Below are 18,655 nucleotides of genomic sequence, written 5' to 3'. Positions count from 1 at the left end.
GGGTAAAACATGATTATATATACACCAGAATTAGAAAAAATCGGAGAAATTAATGATTATGAGTCGCTGACTTTTAAGAGAGTTTGGGAAGATGTTGGGACGTTTGAGTTCAAAATTCCGAATGATGCGCAATATGCAATAGCTTTATTTGACGACAATTTCATTTTAATTGATGAAAAACGCGCGGGTATTATTACTAGCTATCATATTGATAAGAATGATATAAGAACCGTTAAGGGCTATCAGATTAAGGCAATATTGAGAAATCGAATTATTATACCACCTTCTCATACAACTCATGATAGAAGGTATGCTGAGGCTGAAACGGTTATGAAACATTATGTAGATAGACATGCTGTGTATCCGTCTGATTCCGCTCGACTGATACCAAATTTAGTTTTAAAAGCAAACCAGAAACGTGGTAATTATCTTCAAGTCGAAAGCCGTCTTAAAAATTTAGCAGAACAGCTAAAGGAAATTTCTTTGGCTTCTGGATTAGGTTGGGATGTTTATTTAGATGAAGAGGCAAGGCAATTTGTGTTTGATGTACAAGCAGGGAAAAATCTGACTAGGAATCAACAGACATATCCGCCAGTTATCTTTTCAACAAGTCTAGAAAATGTCTTGGAAAGAGAATTTGAAAAAGATACATCCAGTTATAAAAACACAGCGTATGTTGGTGGGCAGGGTGAAGGTGAGGATAGACGAATTGTTGAGACGTATACAGAAGCAGCAACTGGACTTGCTCGTAAAGAAGTGTTCATCGATGCTCGAGATATAAGTAATCAAACCGAAGATAAGCAAGAGAAACCTGAATCTGAAATTATAAAGATGCTTAAAGATCGTGGGAAACAAAAATTAGAAAATGAATTTAGTAAGATTGTTTCATTTGTTTCTTATGTCACTGAAAAACCTGGAATGGAATATGAAAAGGATTGGACACTTGGGGATATCGTAACATGTGAAGATGATAAAATCGGTGTTCAAATGGATGCTAGGGTTACAGATGTGGAAGAGGTGTATCAGAACAACAAACGGGAGTTAAAAGTAACATTTGGAACAACACGTTTGGATGTAAGAAAGCTATTGCAGCGTGAATTCGCACAAATAAATAACATTATTAGAAACTAAGACCATAGTATGGGTCTTTTTTATTTTGCATAAAGGAGTGATTTTATGACATTCAAGACCTATGAAATTAACGTAGATTTAGTACATGATACATCAACAACTTATTCCAACCACTTTTCTCAAAATGATAGAAACTCCGCTAAATTATTAGTAACAATAACAAATAAAGGTGCGGAGCTTGATTTAAGCCAAGCAAAATCGGTGCGGATGTCATTTAGAAAACCGGATGGAACTCGTGTATTCCAAAACGATTGCCAACCGATTAATGCAATGAAGGGGAAATATCAAATTGTATTAAAGACTCAAACTTTGGCTTCAGTTGGTAATGTAATTGCACAGATCCATATTGAGGAAGAGGATAGAATCCTTGATACACAAAAGTTCTTTTTTGTAGTAAATGATTCGTTGTCAAGTGATGAAGCGATTGAAAGTACAAATGAATTTACAATTATTCAAAAAGCAATTGAAGCAGGTAAGAAACTTGAGGGTGTAGATATTAACGGGATTATTGCAGCAGGGGAATTAGCGAAGGGAGCATTACCAAAAACGGGCGGAACGATGACAGGTCCTCTTGATATTGATAATAATATCATCATGAGACTCAAGGGAGAAACAGGTAAACGAGATTGGCTTGTCTTTAGGGACTCTGCTCATGATAGTGTCGTAATGGCTCCACGGTTAGCGGATAACTCTGACTGGGACTGGAGCAAGCAAATAGAGTTCAGACCCGATAATTTCATAGTTAATGGTCAGACAAATCTCGTGAAGAAAACAGGCAGTACGATGGAGGGTTGGCTAAGATTTCTTACTAACCAAGAACTACAATTTCACACGAGAGAAGGAAAATCTATAGTTGCTCAAGCTATAGATGGTGAGGGGAATTACTTTGCTTGGAATTCCCCTGCAAGTAGGTATTTGTGGTTTGTTAACGGCAAGACTGGCGAAACAATCGTACAAGCAGACAACCTCCTTTCTAAAAATGGTGGCGCGATGGCAGGTACAGTTACTTATACAAATGCTTTCTCTAGTGTGTATAAGTCAGACTCAGGGAAGAGAGCGTGGGTGCTTCATCATCCTGATAGCGATAGTTTACTTTTTGCCCCTGAGACTACACCCGATAGTGGTGTGTGGGACTGGGCTAAAGGAATTGAGTTTAAAGGTGATGGCACTATCAAGATGGCAAAAGACGGACGTGCTAATTTAGTCTTGACGGCGGATGCTACTGCTATTAATCCAATCGGATACCCTAACGTGGCAACTCGTAGAGGAAATACAGTTACTGTGAACTTAGCTGTAACTCGAAATGTTGGTTCTACTGGAAATATAGTAGCAACTCTACCAGTAGATATGCGACCAATAGATAACTTTTATAGGTACGTGTTATCTGAGGATGGCACTCCCGTCTATATGATGATACAACCCGATGGTGGAATTCGTATAGACGCGTCTGGTAAGAATATGTATATTTCAGAAACTTACGTAGTCGACTAAAAGGAGGAAATATCATGGCTAAATACTACGGTTATTGTTATGACGAAAACGGCAAGTTTACGGAGATGATTCCTATTGAAGAAAAACCGATTTACGAGAAGAGAACTTTCGAACGTGAAGAACATAAAGGAGTTGTCATAGAAGAAAAGTTATGTGAGTTACACCAAACTGATGAAGAAGGTAAATACGAATGTCCTAACTGCGTAATGCGTAGCGTGGAGTTTGTAAAGGTTAAAGTACCGTATGAAGAAGACGTCATTGTAGGGTATGAGCCTGACCTACCTCCTAACTGCACGCTAGAGGTTTGTCCTTGGTTAGCTTATGATCCTGTATTCAAGGAAGGTAAATGGGTGAAAACGGTTGAACCTAAGCCAGAAGAACCACAACCACAAGAACCATCTGAATTAGAAAAAATTAAGAAGCAACAGGAATTAATGCAGCAAGCGATGGATGAAATGATTATACAAAATCCAACTCCAGATGAATTAGCAGAGTTAAAGAAACGCTTGATCCTTATGCAATCGGCGATTGATGATCTCATCATTTCTAATACTCCAGAAACACTAGAAGGAGGTAGTAACTAATGGCTGAATACATGGCACAACGTGTTATCGATGGAGCTTTTACGTATACGTTTATTATTATCAAAATGAAGGTGTACAAGGAGCGTATTGATAAATACCTAACTGACAATGGACGAGCTGATTTAATTACAGATAGCGTAGTAACGGCTTATTTATTATAAAATACGGCTTTGATGAGAAAAAGAGAGACATCATCTCTCCTTTTCTTTAATATAGAAGGAGAATATCCGATTTATGAAGTTAATGAAATATATGAGGTGAATAGATGGAACAGTTTATTTCAATAATTATATTTTCTTTACCAGGAATTCTAGCATATTTTTGGTTACAATTATTTGGATTGAATCCAACTGTGAAACATACTCCCACTGAAATGCTGGGGCTTGTTGCGTTATTATGGGTTCCTATTACAGGATTAACACTTGCAACATATAACTTAACTGTTTTTATATTTGCGTCACCTAAGATTTATATTACAAACCTTAATGAAATAAGTGCTTTATCTATGAATCTTTCATTTTTACTGTTTTATGTATTATTCAGTGTATTCTATAGTTTTGTAACAGCGTATGCGTGGGGAAGATACTTTAATATGGTTGTTTTAAAATTAGTGAATAAAGTGAGAGTTCAACGTAAGGTGTCAGTACTTTCAGAAGAAACCAGTGTTTGGGATGCATTTTTTATTAGTTTAGAAAAAGAGGAAGAGCAGGCTCTAATTGTAGAAATGTATAAAATAGATAAACCTGACGAAAAAATATATGGAGCAGTAATAAGGACGTCCCGCCCTTACGAGACGGAACGATCTTTAGTTTTAGACCAATCGGAGCAATGGAAAAAATCTCATGAGTATTATCAATATCCAGTCAAACGAAGTTATGTAGACGTAAAATCTGGAATGATAGTGAATGAGTTAGACCATTTAAACCCACAAATCCCATTTAATCGCGAGGGGGAGGAGTAGGAGCCTCAAAGGTTGGTCTCTTTACGGAACTATCTGGTAATTTGATAGGTTGTCCAGATGGTTTTGAAGAACCTGACATGTTTTACACCCCCTTCCTTGAGGGATATATTCAATATTAAATGAATTTAATAAATAATTAAATATGTTTATTTGAATGAGAGAAGCTGATTAATTTGCTTCTCTTTTTATTTTGAGGAGATGATCAGTGTGAAACGAATAGTAGATCAAGTAATTTATGAAAAGCATGTTAGCCAAGAAAATAAAAACCTAGTCAAAGATTTTCTAATTGAAAAGAAAGCACAAGGAAAAGCGGCAAGCACTTTACAGCAATATCATTGGGATTTACGAATTATTTTGTTTCTAATACATGAACACTTCGAAAATAAAAATCTTATTGATTTAACCCGAAAGGATATCCGAAATTTATCTATTACTTTTCAGGATATGGGGATGTCTAATGCGCGTGTAAATGGATTGATGAGTGCTTTACGTTCAGCACTTGAATTTTGCGCAGATGATGATGACTATAATTATGAATTCAATGTAGGTTCGAGGGTGCGAGGTTTACCTAAGAATCCAATTAGAGAAATTACATTTATTACTGAGGATCAAATCAATTGGTTAATCGATGAGTTACTTGAACAAGAGAAATATATGCTAGCAACTTATTTAGCTCTTTCTTATTACAGTGCAGCTAGAAAAAATGAGGTTTACCAAGTTCGAAAAGAAGGACTGACAGAACAATATTATACAAATGTTGTCCGAGGGAAGCGCGGTAAAAAGTTTAGATTATACTACAATCCCCGAGTACAGAAATGTATTCGTTTATATATAAATCAACGAGGTAAAGATGCTATTCCAGATTTGTTTGTAAGAGTTTATAAGAATGGTGAACGAAAAACGTTAAATAAGAGCGTATTTAATTATTGGTGCAAAATATTTGCTAAGATGCTATACGAAAAAGAAGGTAAGGAATATAAAATTAATCCTCACTGTTTCCGTCATAGCAGATTAGATAATTTAAAAGTGCAAGGTGTACCACTAGAAAAATTAAAATCACTTGCAAATCATTCGGATATTTCAACAACACAATCCTATTTAAAAGATAGGAGCGAGGAAGATATTGCAGATATTTTCGGAATGGATCCGAGTTGCTTTGCAGCGTAAAGAAGCATAATTTGGCTTCTTTTTATTTTGAAATGAGGTGATTGAAGTGGATGGACTACAAGAAGTAAGAAGTGATGTTCAAGAAATCAAGCAAGATATCAAGGACATTCGTTTAGAAATTAAAAGCTTAGAAATACGAACAACTGGTAACGAAAAAGACATTATCAATATTAACAAACAGCTAGATAAAATCAGTGCCAATACTACTTGGATCTTACGACTTATTGTAGGGGGAATTATTGGCGGAATTCTCACTTTCTTAATGAAAGGAGGTGGCATGTAATGGTTAGTTTAGCTGTAATGATTGGAATTGTAGTTGGTCTTTCCCAGATTGTAAAAACAATTGGATTACAAACAAAATATATTCCGTTATTAAACTTAACGCTTGGCATTGTGCTAGGCGTTTTATTTTTGGGCGGAGATATCAAAACAAATGTGTTTCAAGGAATCATCATTGGTCTATCAGCAAGTGGATTATTTGACCATACAAAAATTATGAAAAAGGATGCTGATGTGAAATGAAAAAGACATTTAAACATATTTCTTCTGTAATCTTTACTGTTATTTTAGTTTTATCTGTCGCAACAAGTGCTTTTGCTGATAGAACGCTTATTATTCCTGATTTACCTAAACAACCATACCGTAATGGTGTTGGTGTGTATGAAGGCGTTGTGGCGCATAGTACAGCAACTCCAGAAGCGCCAGCTATTAATATTCAAAAATATGAGTCTCGTACATGGCGTTCAGCATTCGTCCATTACGCCGTTGATTGGAATGAAACAATCCAAATTGCTGATACGAAATACATTGCTTATGGAGCTGGACCAGGGGCGAATAAACGATTTGTTCATGTGGAGTTATGTGAAACAAGAGATTATGAAAAATTCAAACGTAGCTATGATAAATACGTGAAATTATTGGCTAAAATCCTTCGTGACCGTGGAATATCAGTAGAAAAAGGATTGTGGACTCACTACGATGTGACGAAATATCTTGGCGGTACAGATCATGAAGACCCACTTGATTACTTAAAGTCTCATGGTGTATCAGAAGCTCAATTCCGCGCTGATGTACAACGAGCATACAATAACTCTAATGTTGAAGTTTCTATTCCTGAGAAGCCATCTAAACCAGCGGAGGTTCCAACGGCTGTAACAGATGGTATTGCTTATATTGAAGGTTACAACGTTAACTTACGTAAAGGACCTGGTACAAGCTATTCTAAGATTCGACAGTTAAACAAACCAGAAGCTTATGTTGTATGGGCTGAAAAAGATGGTTGGTTAAACCTTGGCGGTGAACAATGGGTTAAAAATGATCCATCTTATGTGAAATTTAGCAAGAAAAGTACAGTGGATTCCTCTATTGTAGGTAAACGCGTTGTTTCTAAAGTTAATAATCTACGATTCTATGATGCTCCATCTTGGCATGATAAAGATGTTGCTGGTTCTGTAGATGCAGGTTTAGGTTTTACAATTGACGCAAAAATAAACGTAAATGGATCCCCGCAATATAAAGTACACAATAGTAAAGGTAAAACGTACTATATTACTGCAAGTGAAGCCTACTTGTACGTGAAGTGATTTTTATAAAAGAATAGTTTGATGAATAAAATAAGAGCTGTCTTTCTGACAGCTCTTATTTCTGTATTAATATTGAATTTTAAAATTAAATGGCTTCATTTCTAATTCGTAATTTTCACTTGAACCTTCAAGAGATATTTGAATCTCTCCTTTATCTACAGGTAATTTTGGGAATGCTAATGTAGCATCGGCTGTAACTCCAGGCATTAGATCGTTTGGTATTTTAGGATATTTAGCTTCGTAGTTATCTGTACGTTCAAATTGTTGACCATTTACTACTAAATTTGACTTGAATTCGTAGAAATTAAACTTAGCAGCGGCCTCATTTTTTATTGAGAATAATACTCTTGTCTCGTTATCGGCGATTTCAATTTTTTTGATTGAAATTTTGTAACCATTTTGATTTTGTTCTTGATTGACTTCGATTGTTTTCTTCGCAGGAGCAAAAGCAGTTGCATAATCAGACTTCTCAATACTAGAAGCAAGAATTAATGGTGTTTTTAATGTTGCTCCAAATCCATTTTTTCCTTCGAAAGTATCTTTAACTTCACCTTTTATATGTATAATATCTTCGACTTGTACATCAATTTTAGTATCTTTAATACCAATTATAGTATTCATACTGTTGTTAGGGCCAGCCCATCCTTGTATGTATGTTCCGTCTTTGTCTCTTTCAGGTTGAACAAATACTTTAGCATAAAAATCAACTTTTTTCCCTTTATATTCTTTTGGGTTTGAGTACATTTTCTCAAATTCTTCTTTAGTTAAAACTTTTTCAGATTGAGTTTTTTGTGTTTCTGTACCTTTTCCTTTAGATGTTTCTTCTTTTGATGTCGTTTCTTTTGAACAAGCGGAACCTAAAATAATTAATCCACAAACTAAAGATAATAATAATTTCTTCACAGTGTGTCCTCCCAAATAATGTTTTAAAATTACAATATATAGTATATCAAAAAACGCGTTCTTTGTTGGTCAAAATGTAAGATTTTTTAATGATACGCAGATTATTCTTTTTTTGTATCTTCTATCCATATATCTTCTACTCGCACATCAAGGACTTTAGCGATTCTAATCGCAACTAAAAGTGTTGGTGATCCTCCTTGAAGCAAGTTGGTCATTGTAGAATTAGCTATACCAACTTTTTTAGCTACAAATCCGTAACGTAATCCTTTTTCATCTACAATTTGTTTTAAATTGCTACGTAACAAATTCCCACCCCCTATATGTATATTCTTGTGAAATCATTTTTGTCCTTTTAAAAAATAAATTTAAGATGGACAGGCAATGTATTTCATTCTAGTTCATATACCTATATCAAGACCACGAGGAATACCAAGTGGAACTAAGGACATCTAGAGAGGGAGAGGATTACATGCGTTGGCAGTATAACCACTTGAATACAACTCCATATTTACATCCTTCAAAAGAATTACGTCAAATGTATAACGAATCCAAATCAAGACTAGAAACGGAATCAATTATGAATCACATGAAAAATCATGAAGTGTTTAATAACAAGGAGTATAAAAGGTATTTCAGTTTATCCCAGGTTATTGAAGAGGATCTATACGGTGAGGAAGAAGACATTTTAAATTGGGAAACTTTAATGGACTGTTATGATGCAGTCCTTACAAGAAAAGGTATTGTATTCCGTGAAAAAGAGGAGGAATAAACATGACTCTTGCAGGAGAAGCGGTAATTGTTTGGACAGCAACCGGGTTGTCAGTAATTGCTATGAAGGCAGCAAAAAAAATGGGGAGAAGTGTTCCATATTGGCTTCCACGTGTAACCTTGTATACAACACTTACAGGCTCGTTTCTATACCTTCTACGTTATGTTCTAGTTGCGTTTCTATGAAGGAATACAATGTGGAAGATTTGGACATTAGGAAGGGTATAAGAAAAGGCCCGTCCCGTTATATTCCAAAAGAGTGCAACTATATCCTATAAGGATATATTAGGAGTGATTTGATATGTTGGAATTATTGGTGATTCCTACGGCAGCACTTACCTATGCCTTAGTAAGTGATAAGTTTAAAAGTAAAAACGATGATAGAAAGAAGATACAAGTGTTTTTTGAAGTAAGTGGAATTGCAATTAAGAAGGATGAGAAATTACATTATCCAGTCTTTCTTGAACGAAAAGAAGATGATCGTAGTACGACTTATGTATATAAATTACCATTAGGGATGCCATCGAAATTAATACAAAAAGTTGAGGACGTTGTTAGTGAAGGACTTAATAAACCTGTACGTATCAAATACAATAATTACAAATTGATGATTCGTGTTTTTCATAAAGATATACCGGAGAAGTGGGGATGGACTGAAAATTTAGTGGGAAAAGGTAGATGGCGTGTACCAATGGGGCAAAGTCTCGAAAGATTGATTTATCACGACTTTGATAAAACTCCTCATATGGTTTTAGGCGGTCTTACACGGATGGGGAAAACGGTGTTTTTGAAAGTACTACTTACTACCTTGATTGAGGCGAATCCGGAACATGCTCATGTGTATTTAATTGACTTAAAGGAAAAAGGATTGGAATTTAGCGAGTTTAGTAATTTGAAACAAGTGTCAGAAGTTGCTGATTCTGTAGAGAAAGCACATCATGTACTAAATAAAATTATGAAAAAAATTGAAGAGCGTGGAAAGTTTATGAAAAGTAATGGCTATAAAAATATAGTTGAAACAAAAGAAAGGGATCGATATTTCATTATTGTTGATGAAGGTGCAGTGCTTGCTCCAGCAAAAGGGTTACCGCGTCATGTTAACAAGATTCGGGAAGAGTGTCAGTATATGCTTAGTTATATAGCGACTGTATCGGGTGGCTTGGGTTTTCGTTTAATTTTGGCTACACAGTATCCTACGGTTACTTCAATACCATCAGTCGTAAAGCAAATGTCTGACGCTAAGTTAGGGTTCAGATTACCGACATACAAGGCGTCTGAGGTTGTCATTGATGAATCAGGATTAGAGACATTACCGTCGTTACCTGGTAGAGCTATTTATAAAACAGATCGATTAACAGAACTGCAGGTACCTTTTATTAGTGATAAGCAGATGTGGGCACATCTAAAACAATACGAGGTGAAGAAAGATGAACATCCAGACACATATCAAAATCAACCGTCAGATGACGATTCTGACCTCGATTAGAAAGTTGAAATTCGCAACCCGCAGGCATTTAATGGCGGTGCACGATATGGGTGGTATACGTAACGCAAATCGTATTTTGAAGGACCTCAGTCCATACGTAAATAACACAGTGTACCAAAAAGAGTACGTGTATTACTTAAATAAAAAGGGCCGTGAACTGTTCGATGATACAGAAAAGATTGTACCAAATAGTCGATTAGCTCACAGCCTTATGAGAAATGAAGCGTGGCTCTATCTGTTTTGTCCCGATGACTGGCAGATAGAAACACCTATACGTTATAAAATAGATGATAAAAAGCAGACAATTATTCCAGATGTAAAATTCCGAGATGAAGAAGGAATATTAAATGCTGTTGAGATAGATCGAACGCAGATGATGTATATAAACAGTGAGAAAATGAAAAGGTATGGTGAGTTTACAACATACTACAAAGATAAATATAAGGGGAAAATACCAATCGTTCATTTTTTTACAGTAACGGAATACAGACAAAAAACTTTAGAACAATTTGCAATAAAGAATGGCGTTTACGTGAAGGTGTATGTCGTCCCGGAATTTCAATAAAAAAGAGCTGAATGAAAGTCCAGCTCTTTTGCCCCCCTTTTTGTAGTAATGCCCCACCTTTGCCCCACTTTTTAGAAAAGACTAGAAAACAGTTGGAAAAGCTCGTTAATAAAAACCTTGATATAACAAGGTGTTTAAAAGGTCAGAAAAACAAATAAAAGGGGTGTATCTATTTGTAGGACAAGTACAGTTAGAGTTTCGTGAAGTATCATTTGTGGAAAAAATAGTTCCTGAAAATAGAGAGAGTATGTTGCGCTTCCGTCTTCGCACTGGAGATGAAGTGACGTATGAAAAATTGAATAATCACCTTATAAGAAAAGTAAACATGCGCGGAAGAGAAGTTATATTACAAAATGTTGAAATGGTTTCGTATGAAGTAACACCTCATTTGCTCTTTATCAATGTGAAAGATAGGAGCGGGAAAAAATATGAAGGTGTAGCTATAAGGTATAGCGAAATGGGAATACATGTATGATAAAACAAGATGGATTTACGATGCCAGGAACAATCATTTTTCTTATATTATTAACTTCGTTCTTTATATACGAAACGAATATGTTGCTTATAGATAAAAAATTTTATATTGAAATAGAGCAAAAGTTTGTACTGGAGGAAATACTAAATCAATCTATTACAAATATAAAAAAAGACTTACGGCAAAAAGAAAAGGAAGATACTTTTTTCTTTTCATATGAAAAGGGCGAAGCGAGTGGAAATTACGTATTTGAAAACGACGTTATTCTCGTTTCATTGCAGTGCAAAATAAAACAGGAAGTTTTCTATAAAGTAAGCTTTCGGTATAGAAAAAAAGATGAGAAAATATTCGATTGGATAGAAGGATAGTATGTGAAATATATGGATAAAAAACCATGATTTATCATTTGAAAATAGGCTGTTTTTTAAAAGGAAATGGATAAATAAAACAATTAAAAGTTTAAATTTTCTCAAAAAAGAGAAAGGTAGAAAGAATATGATATATTCATGCTATCCAATCATTATTTTTAGGGAGAATAGGGAAATGACAAACAACAATCAAATAGGTGAAAATAAGGAACAAACTATTTTTGATCATAAAGGAAATGCAATTATGACAGAAGATAGGGAAATACAAATTATTTCAAAATTCGAAGAACCTCTTATTGTCGTGTTAGGAAATGTATTAAGTGATGAAGAGTGCGATAAATTAATTGAATTGTCTAAAAATAAATTAGCACGTTCTAAAGTTGGTTCATCACGTGATGTAAATGATATTCGAACGAGTAGTGGTGCATTTTTAGATGATAATGAACTTACTGCGAAGATTGAAAAACGAATTTCATCTATCATGAATGTTCCTGTTTCGCATGGAGAAGGATTACACATTTTAAATTATGAAGTGGATCAACAATATAAAGCACACTATGATTATTTTGCCGAACATAGTAGATCAGCTGCTAATAATCGTATTAGTACGCTTGTCATGTACTTAAATGATGTAGAAGAAGGCGGAGAAACTTTCTTTCCGAAATTAAATCTTTCTGTGCACCCTAGAAAGGGAATGGCAGTATACTTTGAGTATTTCTATCAAGATCAATCACTAAATGAGCTTACGTTACACGGAGGGGCACCTGTAACGAAAGGTGAGAAATGGATTGCAACACAGTGGGTGAGAAGAGGTACTTATAGATAAAGCGAGTATGTTACGTTTTGTTCTTCAGTGTATAAGAAGAACAAAACGTTTTTTTATTAAATAAAGTAGCATCTTTCGTTATAATAACAAGTAATACATGACGATTGAGAGGAACGAAAATGAAATCTATATACATAACCGGCTATATGGGAGCTGGGAAAACAACAATTGGAAAAGCATTAAGTAAAGAACTTCATATGGATGTTATAGATACAGATCAAAAAATTGAAGAGAAGCAAGAGAAGGAGATTCGTGATATTTTTGCCGAAGAAGGTGAAATGGCTTTTCGGGAATATGAAAGTAAGATGTTACGTTCACTACCTGTTGAAAATGTAATCATTACAACTGGCGGTGGAATCATTGAGCGAGAGGAAAACCGAAAGTGGATGAAGGAAAATGGAACTGTCGTGTATTTATATTGTGATCCACATGTAATTGCAGAAAGGCTTCGTGAAGATACGACACGTCCACTATTTCAGAAGAAAGATATAGATGCATTTGTAACGAAATTCGAATCGCGCCGAGCTTATTATGAAGAGGCTCATATTCATATCGATACGACGAATAAGTCTGTAAAGCAAATTATGGATGAATTAAAAGAAAAGATTAATGAATAAAAAAGTGGACATACTAATCAAGTAGAGGTGATGATAATATGTCTACTAATGATTATGTTCGCTTTGTGACACAGCAGTTTGTGTCGTATATGGATGCTCCAAAAGAAGATCGTAAACAAAAGAAAGAACAACGTCGTGCTGAAAAAGAGCCATTTATGAATAAGTGGTTTGGTGTTATGCCGCTAAGTGCTGCTTTGTTTTATCAAAACGTAAAAAATAAAAGAAAAAAATCAAGTTAAAGATTTCGTAATATGTGTAGCAAAATGAAAATCCCCTAGTAGCATCATACTACTAGGGGATTTTCATTTACTGCATAGACTCTTTTTCTTCTGTAACGGCATGTATTTTATTGTTCACCCAGACAAATCCAATTCCGATACAAATGGAAATGCCCCATCCAACAGCGGTCATAATTGCTCTCATTTCACCGTAGCCATCTACACCGAAAACAGAGATGAAATAAATTTTTAAGAAGCTTTTTAATATGAATTGTAGACCGAAAAAGAGCGTTAAATATTGCAATGCTGGATAGATACGACTATCACGATACAGTTCACGACTTTTATCACGGTCATGGCCTTGCAGTGCAGCAATATCTGCTGCGAAATATAACATAAGTGGTTTTTTTATAAAAATTGTGCATATAACGATAATACCGAGTACGATGTGATAATACGCATCGTTCCACAACATTCGTTCAGCTGATCCAGATAATAGATCTACCGTTGTATTAGAAATGAGTGTAATTAAAATAAAGAACCCTGTTACGTTAAACTGTTTTTCTTTTTTAAAGGTATACAGTGTATAAATAATCCCCGGAACAGAGGAAAGTAACATTGCGTAATAAGGATCGATATAAGGTTTTGCAAATTTCCAAATGAGGAATGGGATTACGAGATAAAAGACAAGATCTAATATAGCTTTTTTATTTTGATTCATATACAGCCTCCTTAAGTCATACATATATTTTATAATATAATTTCTGAAAATTGTATAAGGTTTAGTGGAAAAAGAAAAAGAAAAAGAAAAAGTATATGTTTAGTAGATTGAAAAAAATACCCCTAGCGTAGTAAGTTTTTTTAGTATACAATAAAGGAAACGCTTTCATTTTTAGTTTGTTCACAAAATAGACGGAAAATCACATATTTACTATCGATATGTTGCTTTATAATGAAACTAATTAAATATACATGCATACAATATTGTGAAATAAATAACATAAATAATTTATATAAATGTAAACGTTAACAAAAGAGAGAGGTGGAGGCAATGAGTAAATTTTTCTTCAATCATAATCCAGCAACAGTAGAGGATGGAAGGCTTGTTGAATATGCTGAAATTATTTATGGAGAAGGCGGCCGTTCTGTATTAGAAAATTTAATGGTGAAGGCATCTATCAGATTGCGTGATCGTTATCCGAATAAATCTGACGAGCAGATCTCGAACCTAGTAAATAAAGGCATCCATGATATGTTTCAAAAATATGTGAGTGAGTAAGAAGTAAGAGTAGCTAACGGCTGCTCTTATTTTTTTGTATAAGGATGGTGTCTCTAGCTGAAAATAAGGGTGTATTTTGAAAGATATAAAAAGGAGGGGAAATAATGAGCAATGGAATTGGTCGTTCAAAAGAAAATCTTCCAACTGATGCTAATCATGTGAGTGCAAAGGATCGTGCGCATCAAAAACGCATGGCAAAGCAAAAACAACAAGAGCGTAATGGCGATAGAGGATAACTCAAAAAAGCTCCTTCTAAAACAGAAGGGGCTTTTTAAGTTAGAAAATGATTCGCGGTAACATAAAAGAGTCCACCGTTAATAATTTGTACTGTAATGCGGGGTTCATATTGTTCTTGCAGTGCTTGTTTTTCAATTTCATAGCTTTCAGGAAGTTCATCACTTTCTTCATAAAAACGATTTAAAAGGTCCAAATCGTGATTCCAGCGCACTCTTGCTTCTTTCGCCCACGTATGGTCATCTTCTGCAATAATGCTTTTTAAAGCATCCTCTATGCGTTGTAAACCGCTTTGCGGTTTAATAATAGGCGAGAGCGTAAAACAAAAGTCAGGTATTTTCGGTGTAAGTTTAATTTTAGTTAATGTTTCATGAAAGTTTGCAATCATTGTGCCAGAAATAAGATGAATGCCAATCGAGTGGAGGATATCTTTTTTTCGATCACATTGATAGGAAACTTTTATATTTACACCGAGCCACGGATGGAGCGGTGTATGCGTTGCTCCGCTATGCCGTACTTCCTCATATAAGCGTATGTAAGAGCCTAATTCTTTTGTCGTTTGAAAAATTTGATGAAGACGTGGTGAACCGTAGTGAATAAGTTCACCATCGTTTTCTTCATTTTCTGGATTTGTAATAAGAGTAAGGCGCATCGGATTCGGTACGCCTCCTGTCTTCTCAAGATAGTGCCAATAAAAAGGACGGTTCATTAATAATTTATCCATCTCAATTGTTAATTGCACATCCAATAGATGAGGAGAACGTTCTAAAATTTCACAGTTATTCGCCTCAAAAAAATTGTATAAGTAATTATGAATTTCATGTTGCTGCATAGCCTTGCACCTCAGCTTCATTTCGCTTCGCAAAGTCGATAATAGATGTTAAGTTTTCCATCTTAATTCGGATTTCTCCTTCGCTTTTTGATTGCGCAAATATTTCTTGAATGTGTGCGTCGATGTTTTTCATATTAATTCTCGTTAAAATTTCATCAAGTTCACCGATCACACGCTCAAATAAATTAATTTTTTCATATAACAGTTTCAAAATATGTTCTTCCACAGTGTGTTTTGTAGCTAAGTTATAAATATGAACATCATTCTTTTGACCAAGGCGGTGAATACGTCCGATTCTTTGTTCAAGGCGCATTGGGTTCCATGGTAAATCGTAATTGATCATATGGCTACAAAATTGTAAGTTAATTCCTTCACCACCAGCTTCCGTTGCGATTAGCACTTGCGCATGATTTTGGAAAAGTTCCTTCATCCAATCTTTCTTTCCCCGTTTAAATCCGCCGCGGAATGGGACAGAAGAAATACCGTGCTGTTGTAAAAACCATTGTAAGTACATTTGTGACGCTCGGTATTCTGTGAAAATGACGACTTTATCGTCAATTTCTTTTATAAGCTCTAGCGCTTTATTTGCTTTTGAGTTAAAAGGAATACGGTTAATTTTGTCCATTAGCACATCAATATGCGGATCTTTTACGTAATTCTCATTTTCCTTCTGTCGTTTTTCTACATGTTTTTTTAATGAATAGTAAACAGCCTCACGACTACTACACGCTTCCCGTTTTAAAGTTAACGATGAGAAAGCTGATGTGAATGCATCTTGTCCTCGCCAATTTTCAATATTGTTATATAAATCTTGCTCTTCTTTATTAAACTCAACAAAAATTGTACGTACATGTCTCTTTGGCCAATCAATCCCAGTATTATGGCGCCGATTTCGGACCATCACTTTGTTAATAAGAGCTTTTAAATCTTCATCAGATTCGGCTGAACGATTTTTTGAAGCGTAATATTCTTCAAAATTGGATTGATTGCCTAAGTGTCCTGGTTTTAATAAAGAAACAAGGTTGAAAATTTCATCAATCTTATTTTGAACAGGAGTAGCGGTTAATAATAAACAAAATTTCTTTTTTAATCGCTGTGCAAATTCATAGTTTTTTGTTTTATTATTTTTAAGTTTATGTGCTTCATCGATAATAATAAGGTCATATTCTAAGTTCAAAACGATATCACGATGTGGGGAACGTTTTGCAGTATCAATTGATGATACAATCACATCGGCTTGTTCCCACGAGTAGCTTTTCTTTTGAGCTACAGCTGGAATGAAAAACTTTGTATTTAATTCGTATGCCCATTGTGATACGAGAGAGGCTGGAACGAGTATAAGTACTTTTTTCACAAGGCCGCGGACCATATATTCTTTTAAAATAAGTCCAGCTTCAATCGTTTTTCCAAGTCCTACTTCATCTGCTAGAATCGCTTTACCATTCATTTGTTCAATAACATTTTGAGCGACTTCTAATTGATGAGGCAGTGGTGTGAAATGGGATAAATGTTTCGGTGCTTGTAATCCATCAAAAGTAGGAACAAGTAATGATTTTTCTGTTTCATAAGCTAAATGATATAAATCCCAGTTTGTCCAAGGACCATCTTCATCAATTCTATTTAAAAAATTGTTTTGCCACGTTCGATCTATGGAAATATCGACATTCATTACGACTCTCCCACCTTTTATAAACTAAAGTAATTATGAAAAAATCTTTACTATATAAGCCTTGTAATAAGGCGCTATTACACTTACTGAAAGGTAAACAATAAGTAAAGATAAAGGACTAAATCTTAAAAACTGTATGTAATAAGATTAAGCGTAAAAAATTCTAAATTATTTTTTATGCTAGAATATTGATGAAATATAGCGAATAATGTTAGGATAATGGTGTGAAATGTGTGGAATCTTTCGTATTTTATCCAAGAAAGTGATTTTTTATTTACGCTTTCATAAAAAAATATAATGAGATTCCGTATATCCTATCTTTTTAGAATGAAAATGTTTAGAAATGAGTAACAACTTTTATTGATTTGTCAGAGCATAAGGGGGAGAGATCATGATTACATTACAACGTACACCGTTATTTGATGTATACGCGAAGTATGGTGGGAAAACAATCGACTTCGGTGGTTGGGAGTTACCAGTTCAATTTTCAAGCATTAAAGAAGAACATGAAGCTGTACGTACAGCGGCAGGTTTGTTCGATGTGTCTCACATGGGAGAAGTTGAGGTAAAAGGTGTAGATAGTTTAGCATTTTTACAACGTGTTGTTACAAATGACGTATCTACCTTAAAGGTAGGGGGCGCACAATATACAGCAATGTGCTACGAAAATGGTGGTACAGTAGATGATTTATTAATCTACAAACGTGGTGAAGAAGACTATTTATTAGTTATCAACGCATCAAATATCGAGAAAGATTACGAATGGTTAGCTAGCCATGTAATTGGCGATGCGACAGTAGTCAATGTTTCTAGTGAAGTTGCACAGCTTGCAATTCAAGGACCAAAAGCAGAAGGCATTTTACAAAAAGTTGTGTCAGAAGATTTGAAAGAAATTAAGTTCTTTAAATTTAAAAACGATATTCTTGTAGATGGAATTCCAGCACTTGTATCTCGTACAGGTTATACAGGTGAAGATGGATTTGAAATTTACTGTAAGAGTGAAGATGCTGCAAAACTTTGGGAGAAACTTCTTGAAGTTGGAGCAGAAGAAGGCTTAAAACCATGTGGCTTAGGTGCTCGTGATACACTTCGCTTCGAAGCAACATTACCACTTTACGGTCAAGAATTATCAAAAGATATTACACCGATTGAAGCTGGAATTGGCTTTGCGGTAAAACCAAATAAAGAAGCAGACTTCTTTGGAAAAGCAACGTTAAAAGAGCAAAAAGAAAACGGTGCACCTCGTAAGTTAGTCGGCATCGAAGTAATTGAACGTGGAATTCCTCGTACGCATTACCCTGTATTTATTGGAGAAGAAAAAATTGGGGAAGTAACGAGTGGTACACAATCTCCAACGTTAAAGAAAAGCATTGGTTTAGCACTAATTGATGTAAAATACGCAGCAGTTGATACAGAAGTAGAAATTGAAATTCGTAATAAACGCGTCAAAGCAGTAGTTGTTCCAACACCATTTTATAAACGTTCAAAGTAACGGGGA

At 34.9% G+C, this 18,655-nt stretch carries 26 protein-coding genes and 1 pseudogene; 21 read left to right on the top strand and 6 right to left on the bottom strand.

Features of this window, described 5'->3' with window-relative positions:
- Nucleotides 1-9 precede the first annotated feature (9 nt).
- From NST14_RS21250 to NST14_RS21210, 9 genes are all read left to right on the top strand, one after another.
- Nucleotides 10-1,131, top strand: coding sequence for a siphovirus ReqiPepy6 Gp37-like family protein (locus NST14_RS21250; RefSeq protein WP_341119126.1), 1,122 nt, complete (start codon nt 10-12; stop codon nt 1,129-1,131).
- A gap of 45 nt (nt 1,132-1,176) precedes the next feature.
- Nucleotides 1,177-2,622: a BppU family phage baseplate upper protein gene (locus NST14_RS21245; protein WP_341119125.1), complete on the top strand. Its 1,446-nt coding sequence runs from the start codon at nt 1,177-1,179 to the stop codon at nt 2,620-2,622.
- Between the two features lie 14 nt (nt 2,623-2,636).
- A complete protein-coding gene (locus tag NST14_RS21240) occupies nt 2,637-3,206 on the top strand; it encodes a hypothetical protein (RefSeq protein ID WP_046952024.1) in 570 nt (189 codons plus the stop codon).
- Nucleotides 3,206-3,367, top strand: coding sequence for a hypothetical protein (locus NST14_RS21235; protein ID WP_168419601.1), 162 nt, complete (start codon nt 3,206-3,208; stop codon nt 3,365-3,367). The genes NST14_RS21240 and NST14_RS21235 overlap by 1 nt, the downstream gene beginning before the upstream one ends.
- Nucleotides 3,368-3,471: 104 nt before the next feature.
- On the top strand, nt 3,472-4,167 hold the full coding sequence (locus tag NST14_RS21230) for a hypothetical protein (protein WP_000434603.1): 696 nt from the start codon (nt 3,472-3,474) through the stop codon (nt 4,165-4,167).
- Nucleotides 4,168-4,374: 207 nt separating this feature from the next.
- Nucleotides 4,375-5,334: a tyrosine-type recombinase/integrase gene (locus NST14_RS21225; RefSeq protein WP_046941734.1), complete on the top strand. Its 960-nt coding sequence runs from the start codon at nt 4,375-4,377 to the stop codon at nt 5,332-5,334.
- A gap of 46 nt (nt 5,335-5,380) precedes the next feature.
- Nucleotides 5,381-5,617, top strand: a complete 237-nt coding sequence (locus tag NST14_RS21220; protein ID WP_046941736.1) for a hemolysin XhlA family protein — start codon at nt 5,381-5,383, stop codon at nt 5,615-5,617.
- Complete coding sequence (locus NST14_RS21215; protein ID WP_046941738.1) at nt 5,617-5,856, top strand: hypothetical protein; 240 nt, start codon at nt 5,617-5,619, stop codon at nt 5,854-5,856. Before NST14_RS21220 ends, NST14_RS21215 begins: the two co-directional genes overlap by 1 nt.
- Nucleotides 5,853-6,917 carry an N-acetylmuramoyl-L-alanine amidase gene (locus NST14_RS21210; RefSeq protein ID WP_046941739.1) on the top strand — a complete coding sequence of 355 codons (1,065 nt, stop codon included), beginning with the start codon at nt 5,853-5,855 and terminating at the stop codon, nt 6,915-6,917. The genes NST14_RS21215 and NST14_RS21210 overlap by 4 nt, the downstream gene beginning before the upstream one ends.
- A 66-nt stretch (nt 6,918-6,983) precedes the next feature.
- On the opposite strand, the gene NST14_RS21205 is transcribed toward NST14_RS21210, so the two are convergent.
- Nucleotides 6,984-7,820 carry a hypothetical protein gene (locus NST14_RS21205; protein ID WP_046941741.1) on the bottom strand — a complete coding sequence of 279 codons (837 nt, stop codon included), beginning with the start codon at nt 7,818-7,820 and terminating at the stop codon, nt 6,984-6,986.
- A gap of 101 nt (nt 7,821-7,921) precedes the next feature.
- Entirely contained in the window at nt 7,922-8,125 is a 204-nt protein-coding gene (locus tag NST14_RS21200; RefSeq protein ID WP_046941743.1) for a helix-turn-helix transcriptional regulator, read from the bottom strand.
- Nucleotides 8,126-8,289: 164 nt separating this feature from the next.
- Between NST14_RS21200 and NST14_RS21195 the strand changes: the two genes are divergently transcribed.
- From NST14_RS21195 to NST14_RS21155, 9 genes and pseudogenes are all read left to right on the top strand, one after another.
- The gene (locus tag NST14_RS21195) at nt 8,290-8,589 is read left to right on the top strand and encodes a hypothetical protein (protein ID WP_046941744.1); all 300 of its coding nucleotides are present in this window, start codon (nt 8,290-8,292) and stop codon (nt 8,587-8,589) included.
- 2 nt (nt 8,590-8,591) lie between these two features.
- Nucleotides 8,592-8,774, top strand: coding sequence for a hypothetical protein (locus tag NST14_RS21190; protein WP_046941746.1), 183 nt, complete (start codon nt 8,592-8,594; stop codon nt 8,772-8,774).
- A 115-nt stretch (nt 8,775-8,889) separates the two neighbouring features.
- Nucleotides 8,890-10,074: an FtsK/SpoIIIE domain-containing protein gene (locus NST14_RS21185; RefSeq protein ID WP_046941748.1), complete on the top strand. Its 1,185-nt coding sequence runs from the start codon at nt 8,890-8,892 to the stop codon at nt 10,072-10,074.
- Nucleotides 10,016-10,639 (top strand): replication-relaxation family protein, encoded by a 624-nt coding sequence (locus NST14_RS21180; RefSeq protein ID WP_046941749.1) that lies wholly within the window; start codon nt 10,016-10,018, stop codon nt 10,637-10,639. The genes NST14_RS21185 and NST14_RS21180 overlap by 59 nt, the downstream gene beginning before the upstream one ends.
- A gap of 148 nt (nt 10,640-10,787) precedes the next feature.
- Nucleotides 10,788-11,114, top strand: a pseudogene (locus tag NST14_RS21175) (competence type IV pilus minor pilin ComGF); the annotation flags it as partial.
- Complete coding sequence (comGG, locus tag NST14_RS21170) at nt 11,111-11,482, top strand: competence type IV pilus minor pilin ComGG (RefSeq protein ID WP_000595196.1); 372 nt, start codon at nt 11,111-11,113, stop codon at nt 11,480-11,482. The pseudogene NST14_RS21175 and the gene comGG, both read left to right, overlap by 4 nt.
- 175 nt (nt 11,483-11,657) lie before the next feature.
- The gene (locus NST14_RS21165) at nt 11,658-12,308 is read left to right on the top strand and encodes a 2OG-Fe(II) oxygenase (RefSeq protein ID WP_000183848.1); all 651 of its coding nucleotides are present in this window, start codon (nt 11,658-11,660) and stop codon (nt 12,306-12,308) included.
- Between the two features lie 119 nt (nt 12,309-12,427).
- Nucleotides 12,428-12,925 (top strand): shikimate kinase AroK, encoded by a 498-nt coding sequence (aroK, locus tag NST14_RS21160; RefSeq protein WP_000836628.1) that lies wholly within the window; start codon nt 12,428-12,430, stop codon nt 12,923-12,925.
- A gap of 38 nt (nt 12,926-12,963) precedes the next feature.
- Nucleotides 12,964-13,164: a YqzE family protein gene (locus tag NST14_RS21155; protein WP_000106079.1), complete on the top strand. Its 201-nt coding sequence runs from the start codon at nt 12,964-12,966 to the stop codon at nt 13,162-13,164.
- 67 nt (nt 13,165-13,231) lie between these two features.
- Here the strand turns inward: NST14_RS21155 and NST14_RS21150 are convergent, their stop codons facing one another.
- Together NST14_RS21150 and NST14_RS21145 are read right to left on the bottom strand one after the other, a co-directional pair.
- The gene (locus NST14_RS21150; RefSeq protein ID WP_001073109.1) at nt 13,232-13,864 is read right to left on the bottom strand and encodes a VC0807 family protein; all 633 of its coding nucleotides are present in this window, start codon (nt 13,862-13,864) and stop codon (nt 13,232-13,234) included.
- A 140-nt stretch (nt 13,865-14,004) separates the two neighbouring features.
- Complete coding sequence (locus NST14_RS21145) at nt 14,005-14,121, bottom strand: GTP pyrophosphokinase (protein WP_071727059.1); 117 nt, start codon at nt 14,119-14,121, stop codon at nt 14,005-14,007.
- A 73-nt stretch (nt 14,122-14,194) separates the two neighbouring features.
- Here NST14_RS21145 and NST14_RS21140 point away from each other — a divergent pair, with 73 nt between their 5' ends.
- Both NST14_RS21140 and NST14_RS21135 read left to right on the top strand, forming a co-directional pair.
- Nucleotides 14,195-14,422 (top strand): hypothetical protein, encoded by a 228-nt coding sequence (locus NST14_RS21140; protein ID WP_000032699.1) that lies wholly within the window; start codon nt 14,195-14,197, stop codon nt 14,420-14,422.
- Between the two features lie 104 nt (nt 14,423-14,526).
- Nucleotides 14,527-14,658: a hypothetical protein gene (locus NST14_RS21135; RefSeq protein WP_000064661.1), complete on the top strand. Its 132-nt coding sequence runs from the start codon at nt 14,527-14,529 to the stop codon at nt 14,656-14,658.
- Nucleotides 14,659-14,693: 35 nt separating this feature from the next.
- On the opposite strand, the gene NST14_RS21130 is transcribed toward NST14_RS21135, so the two are convergent.
- Both NST14_RS21130 and NST14_RS21125 read right to left on the bottom strand, forming a co-directional pair.
- Nucleotides 14,694-15,488 (bottom strand): YqhG family protein, encoded by a 795-nt coding sequence (locus NST14_RS21130; RefSeq protein ID WP_001183971.1) that lies wholly within the window; start codon nt 15,486-15,488, stop codon nt 14,694-14,696.
- A complete protein-coding gene (locus NST14_RS21125) occupies nt 15,475-17,157 on the bottom strand; it encodes a DEAD/DEAH box helicase (protein WP_001100027.1) in 1,683 nt (560 codons plus the stop codon). The genes NST14_RS21130 and NST14_RS21125 overlap by 14 nt, the downstream gene beginning before the upstream one ends.
- A gap of 391 nt (nt 17,158-17,548) precedes the next feature.
- On the opposite strand from NST14_RS21125, the gene gcvT reads away from it, so the two are divergent.
- A complete protein-coding gene (gene gcvT, locus NST14_RS21120; RefSeq protein ID WP_000631771.1) occupies nt 17,549-18,649 on the top strand; it encodes a glycine cleavage system aminomethyltransferase GcvT in 1,101 nt (366 codons plus the stop codon).
- Nucleotides 18,650-18,655: the final 6 nt, after the last annotated feature.

This window comes from Bacillus sp. FSL W8-0519 (assembly GCF_038005585.1).
Taxonomy (GTDB): Bacteria; Bacillota; Bacilli; order Bacillales; family Bacillaceae_G; genus Bacillus_A; species Bacillus_A paranthracis.
This window is presented reverse-complemented; position numbering and strand designations above follow the sequence as displayed.

Excerpts from the sequence above, each read along its gene's own strand:
- NST14_RS21245 (WP_341119125.1), top strand. The coding sequence starts at position 1,177 with ATGACATTCAAGACCTATGAAATTAACGTAGATTTAGTACATGATACA.
- NST14_RS21150 (WP_001073109.1), bottom strand. The coding sequence starts at position 13,864 with ATGAATCAAAATAAAAAAGCTATATTAGATCTTGTCTTTTATCTCGTA.
- NST14_RS21125 (WP_001100027.1), bottom strand. The coding sequence starts at position 17,157 with ATGAATGTCGATATTTCCATAGATCGAACGTGGCAAAACAATTTTTTA.
- NST14_RS21145 (WP_071727059.1), bottom strand. The coding sequence starts at position 14,121 with ATGCATGTATATTTAATTAGTTTCATTATAAAGCAACATATCGATAGT.
- comGG (WP_000595196.1), top strand. The coding sequence starts at position 11,111 with ATGATAAAACAAGATGGATTTACGATGCCAGGAACAATCATTTTTCTT.
- NST14_RS21250 (WP_341119126.1), top strand. The coding sequence starts at position 10 with ATGATTATATATACACCAGAATTAGAAAAAATCGGAGAAATTAATGAT.
- NST14_RS21230 (WP_000434603.1), top strand. The coding sequence starts at position 3,472 with ATGGAACAGTTTATTTCAATAATTATATTTTCTTTACCAGGAATTCTA.
- NST14_RS21240 (WP_046952024.1), top strand. The coding sequence starts at position 2,637 with ATGGCTAAATACTACGGTTATTGTTATGACGAAAACGGCAAGTTTACG.
- NST14_RS21130 (WP_001183971.1), bottom strand. The coding sequence starts at position 15,488 with ATGCAGCAACATGAAATTCATAATTACTTATACAATTTTTTTGAGGCG.
- NST14_RS21185 (WP_046941748.1), top strand. The coding sequence starts at position 8,890 with ATGTTGGAATTATTGGTGATTCCTACGGCAGCACTTACCTATGCCTTA.
- NST14_RS21155 (WP_000106079.1), top strand. The coding sequence starts at position 12,964 with ATGTCTACTAATGATTATGTTCGCTTTGTGACACAGCAGTTTGTGTCG.
- NST14_RS21195 (WP_046941744.1), top strand. The coding sequence starts at position 8,290 with ATGCGTTGGCAGTATAACCACTTGAATACAACTCCATATTTACATCCT.
- NST14_RS21215 (WP_046941738.1), top strand. The coding sequence starts at position 5,617 with ATGGTTAGTTTAGCTGTAATGATTGGAATTGTAGTTGGTCTTTCCCAG.
- aroK (WP_000836628.1), top strand. The coding sequence starts at position 12,428 with ATGAAATCTATATACATAACCGGCTATATGGGAGCTGGGAAAACAACA.
- NST14_RS21235 (WP_168419601.1), top strand. The coding sequence starts at position 3,206 with ATGGCTGAATACATGGCACAACGTGTTATCGATGGAGCTTTTACGTAT.
- NST14_RS21190 (WP_046941746.1), top strand. The coding sequence starts at position 8,592 with ATGACTCTTGCAGGAGAAGCGGTAATTGTTTGGACAGCAACCGGGTTG.
- NST14_RS21165 (WP_000183848.1), top strand. The coding sequence starts at position 11,658 with ATGACAAACAACAATCAAATAGGTGAAAATAAGGAACAAACTATTTTT.
- NST14_RS21135 (WP_000064661.1), top strand. The coding sequence starts at position 14,527 with ATGAGCAATGGAATTGGTCGTTCAAAAGAAAATCTTCCAACTGATGCT.
- NST14_RS21180 (WP_046941749.1), top strand. The coding sequence starts at position 10,016 with ATGAACATCCAGACACATATCAAAATCAACCGTCAGATGACGATTCTG.
- NST14_RS21140 (WP_000032699.1), top strand. The coding sequence starts at position 14,195 with ATGAGTAAATTTTTCTTCAATCATAATCCAGCAACAGTAGAGGATGGA.
- NST14_RS21210 (WP_046941739.1), top strand. The coding sequence starts at position 5,853 with ATGAAAAAGACATTTAAACATATTTCTTCTGTAATCTTTACTGTTATT.
- gcvT (WP_000631771.1), top strand. The coding sequence starts at position 17,549 with ATGATTACATTACAACGTACACCGTTATTTGATGTATACGCGAAGTAT.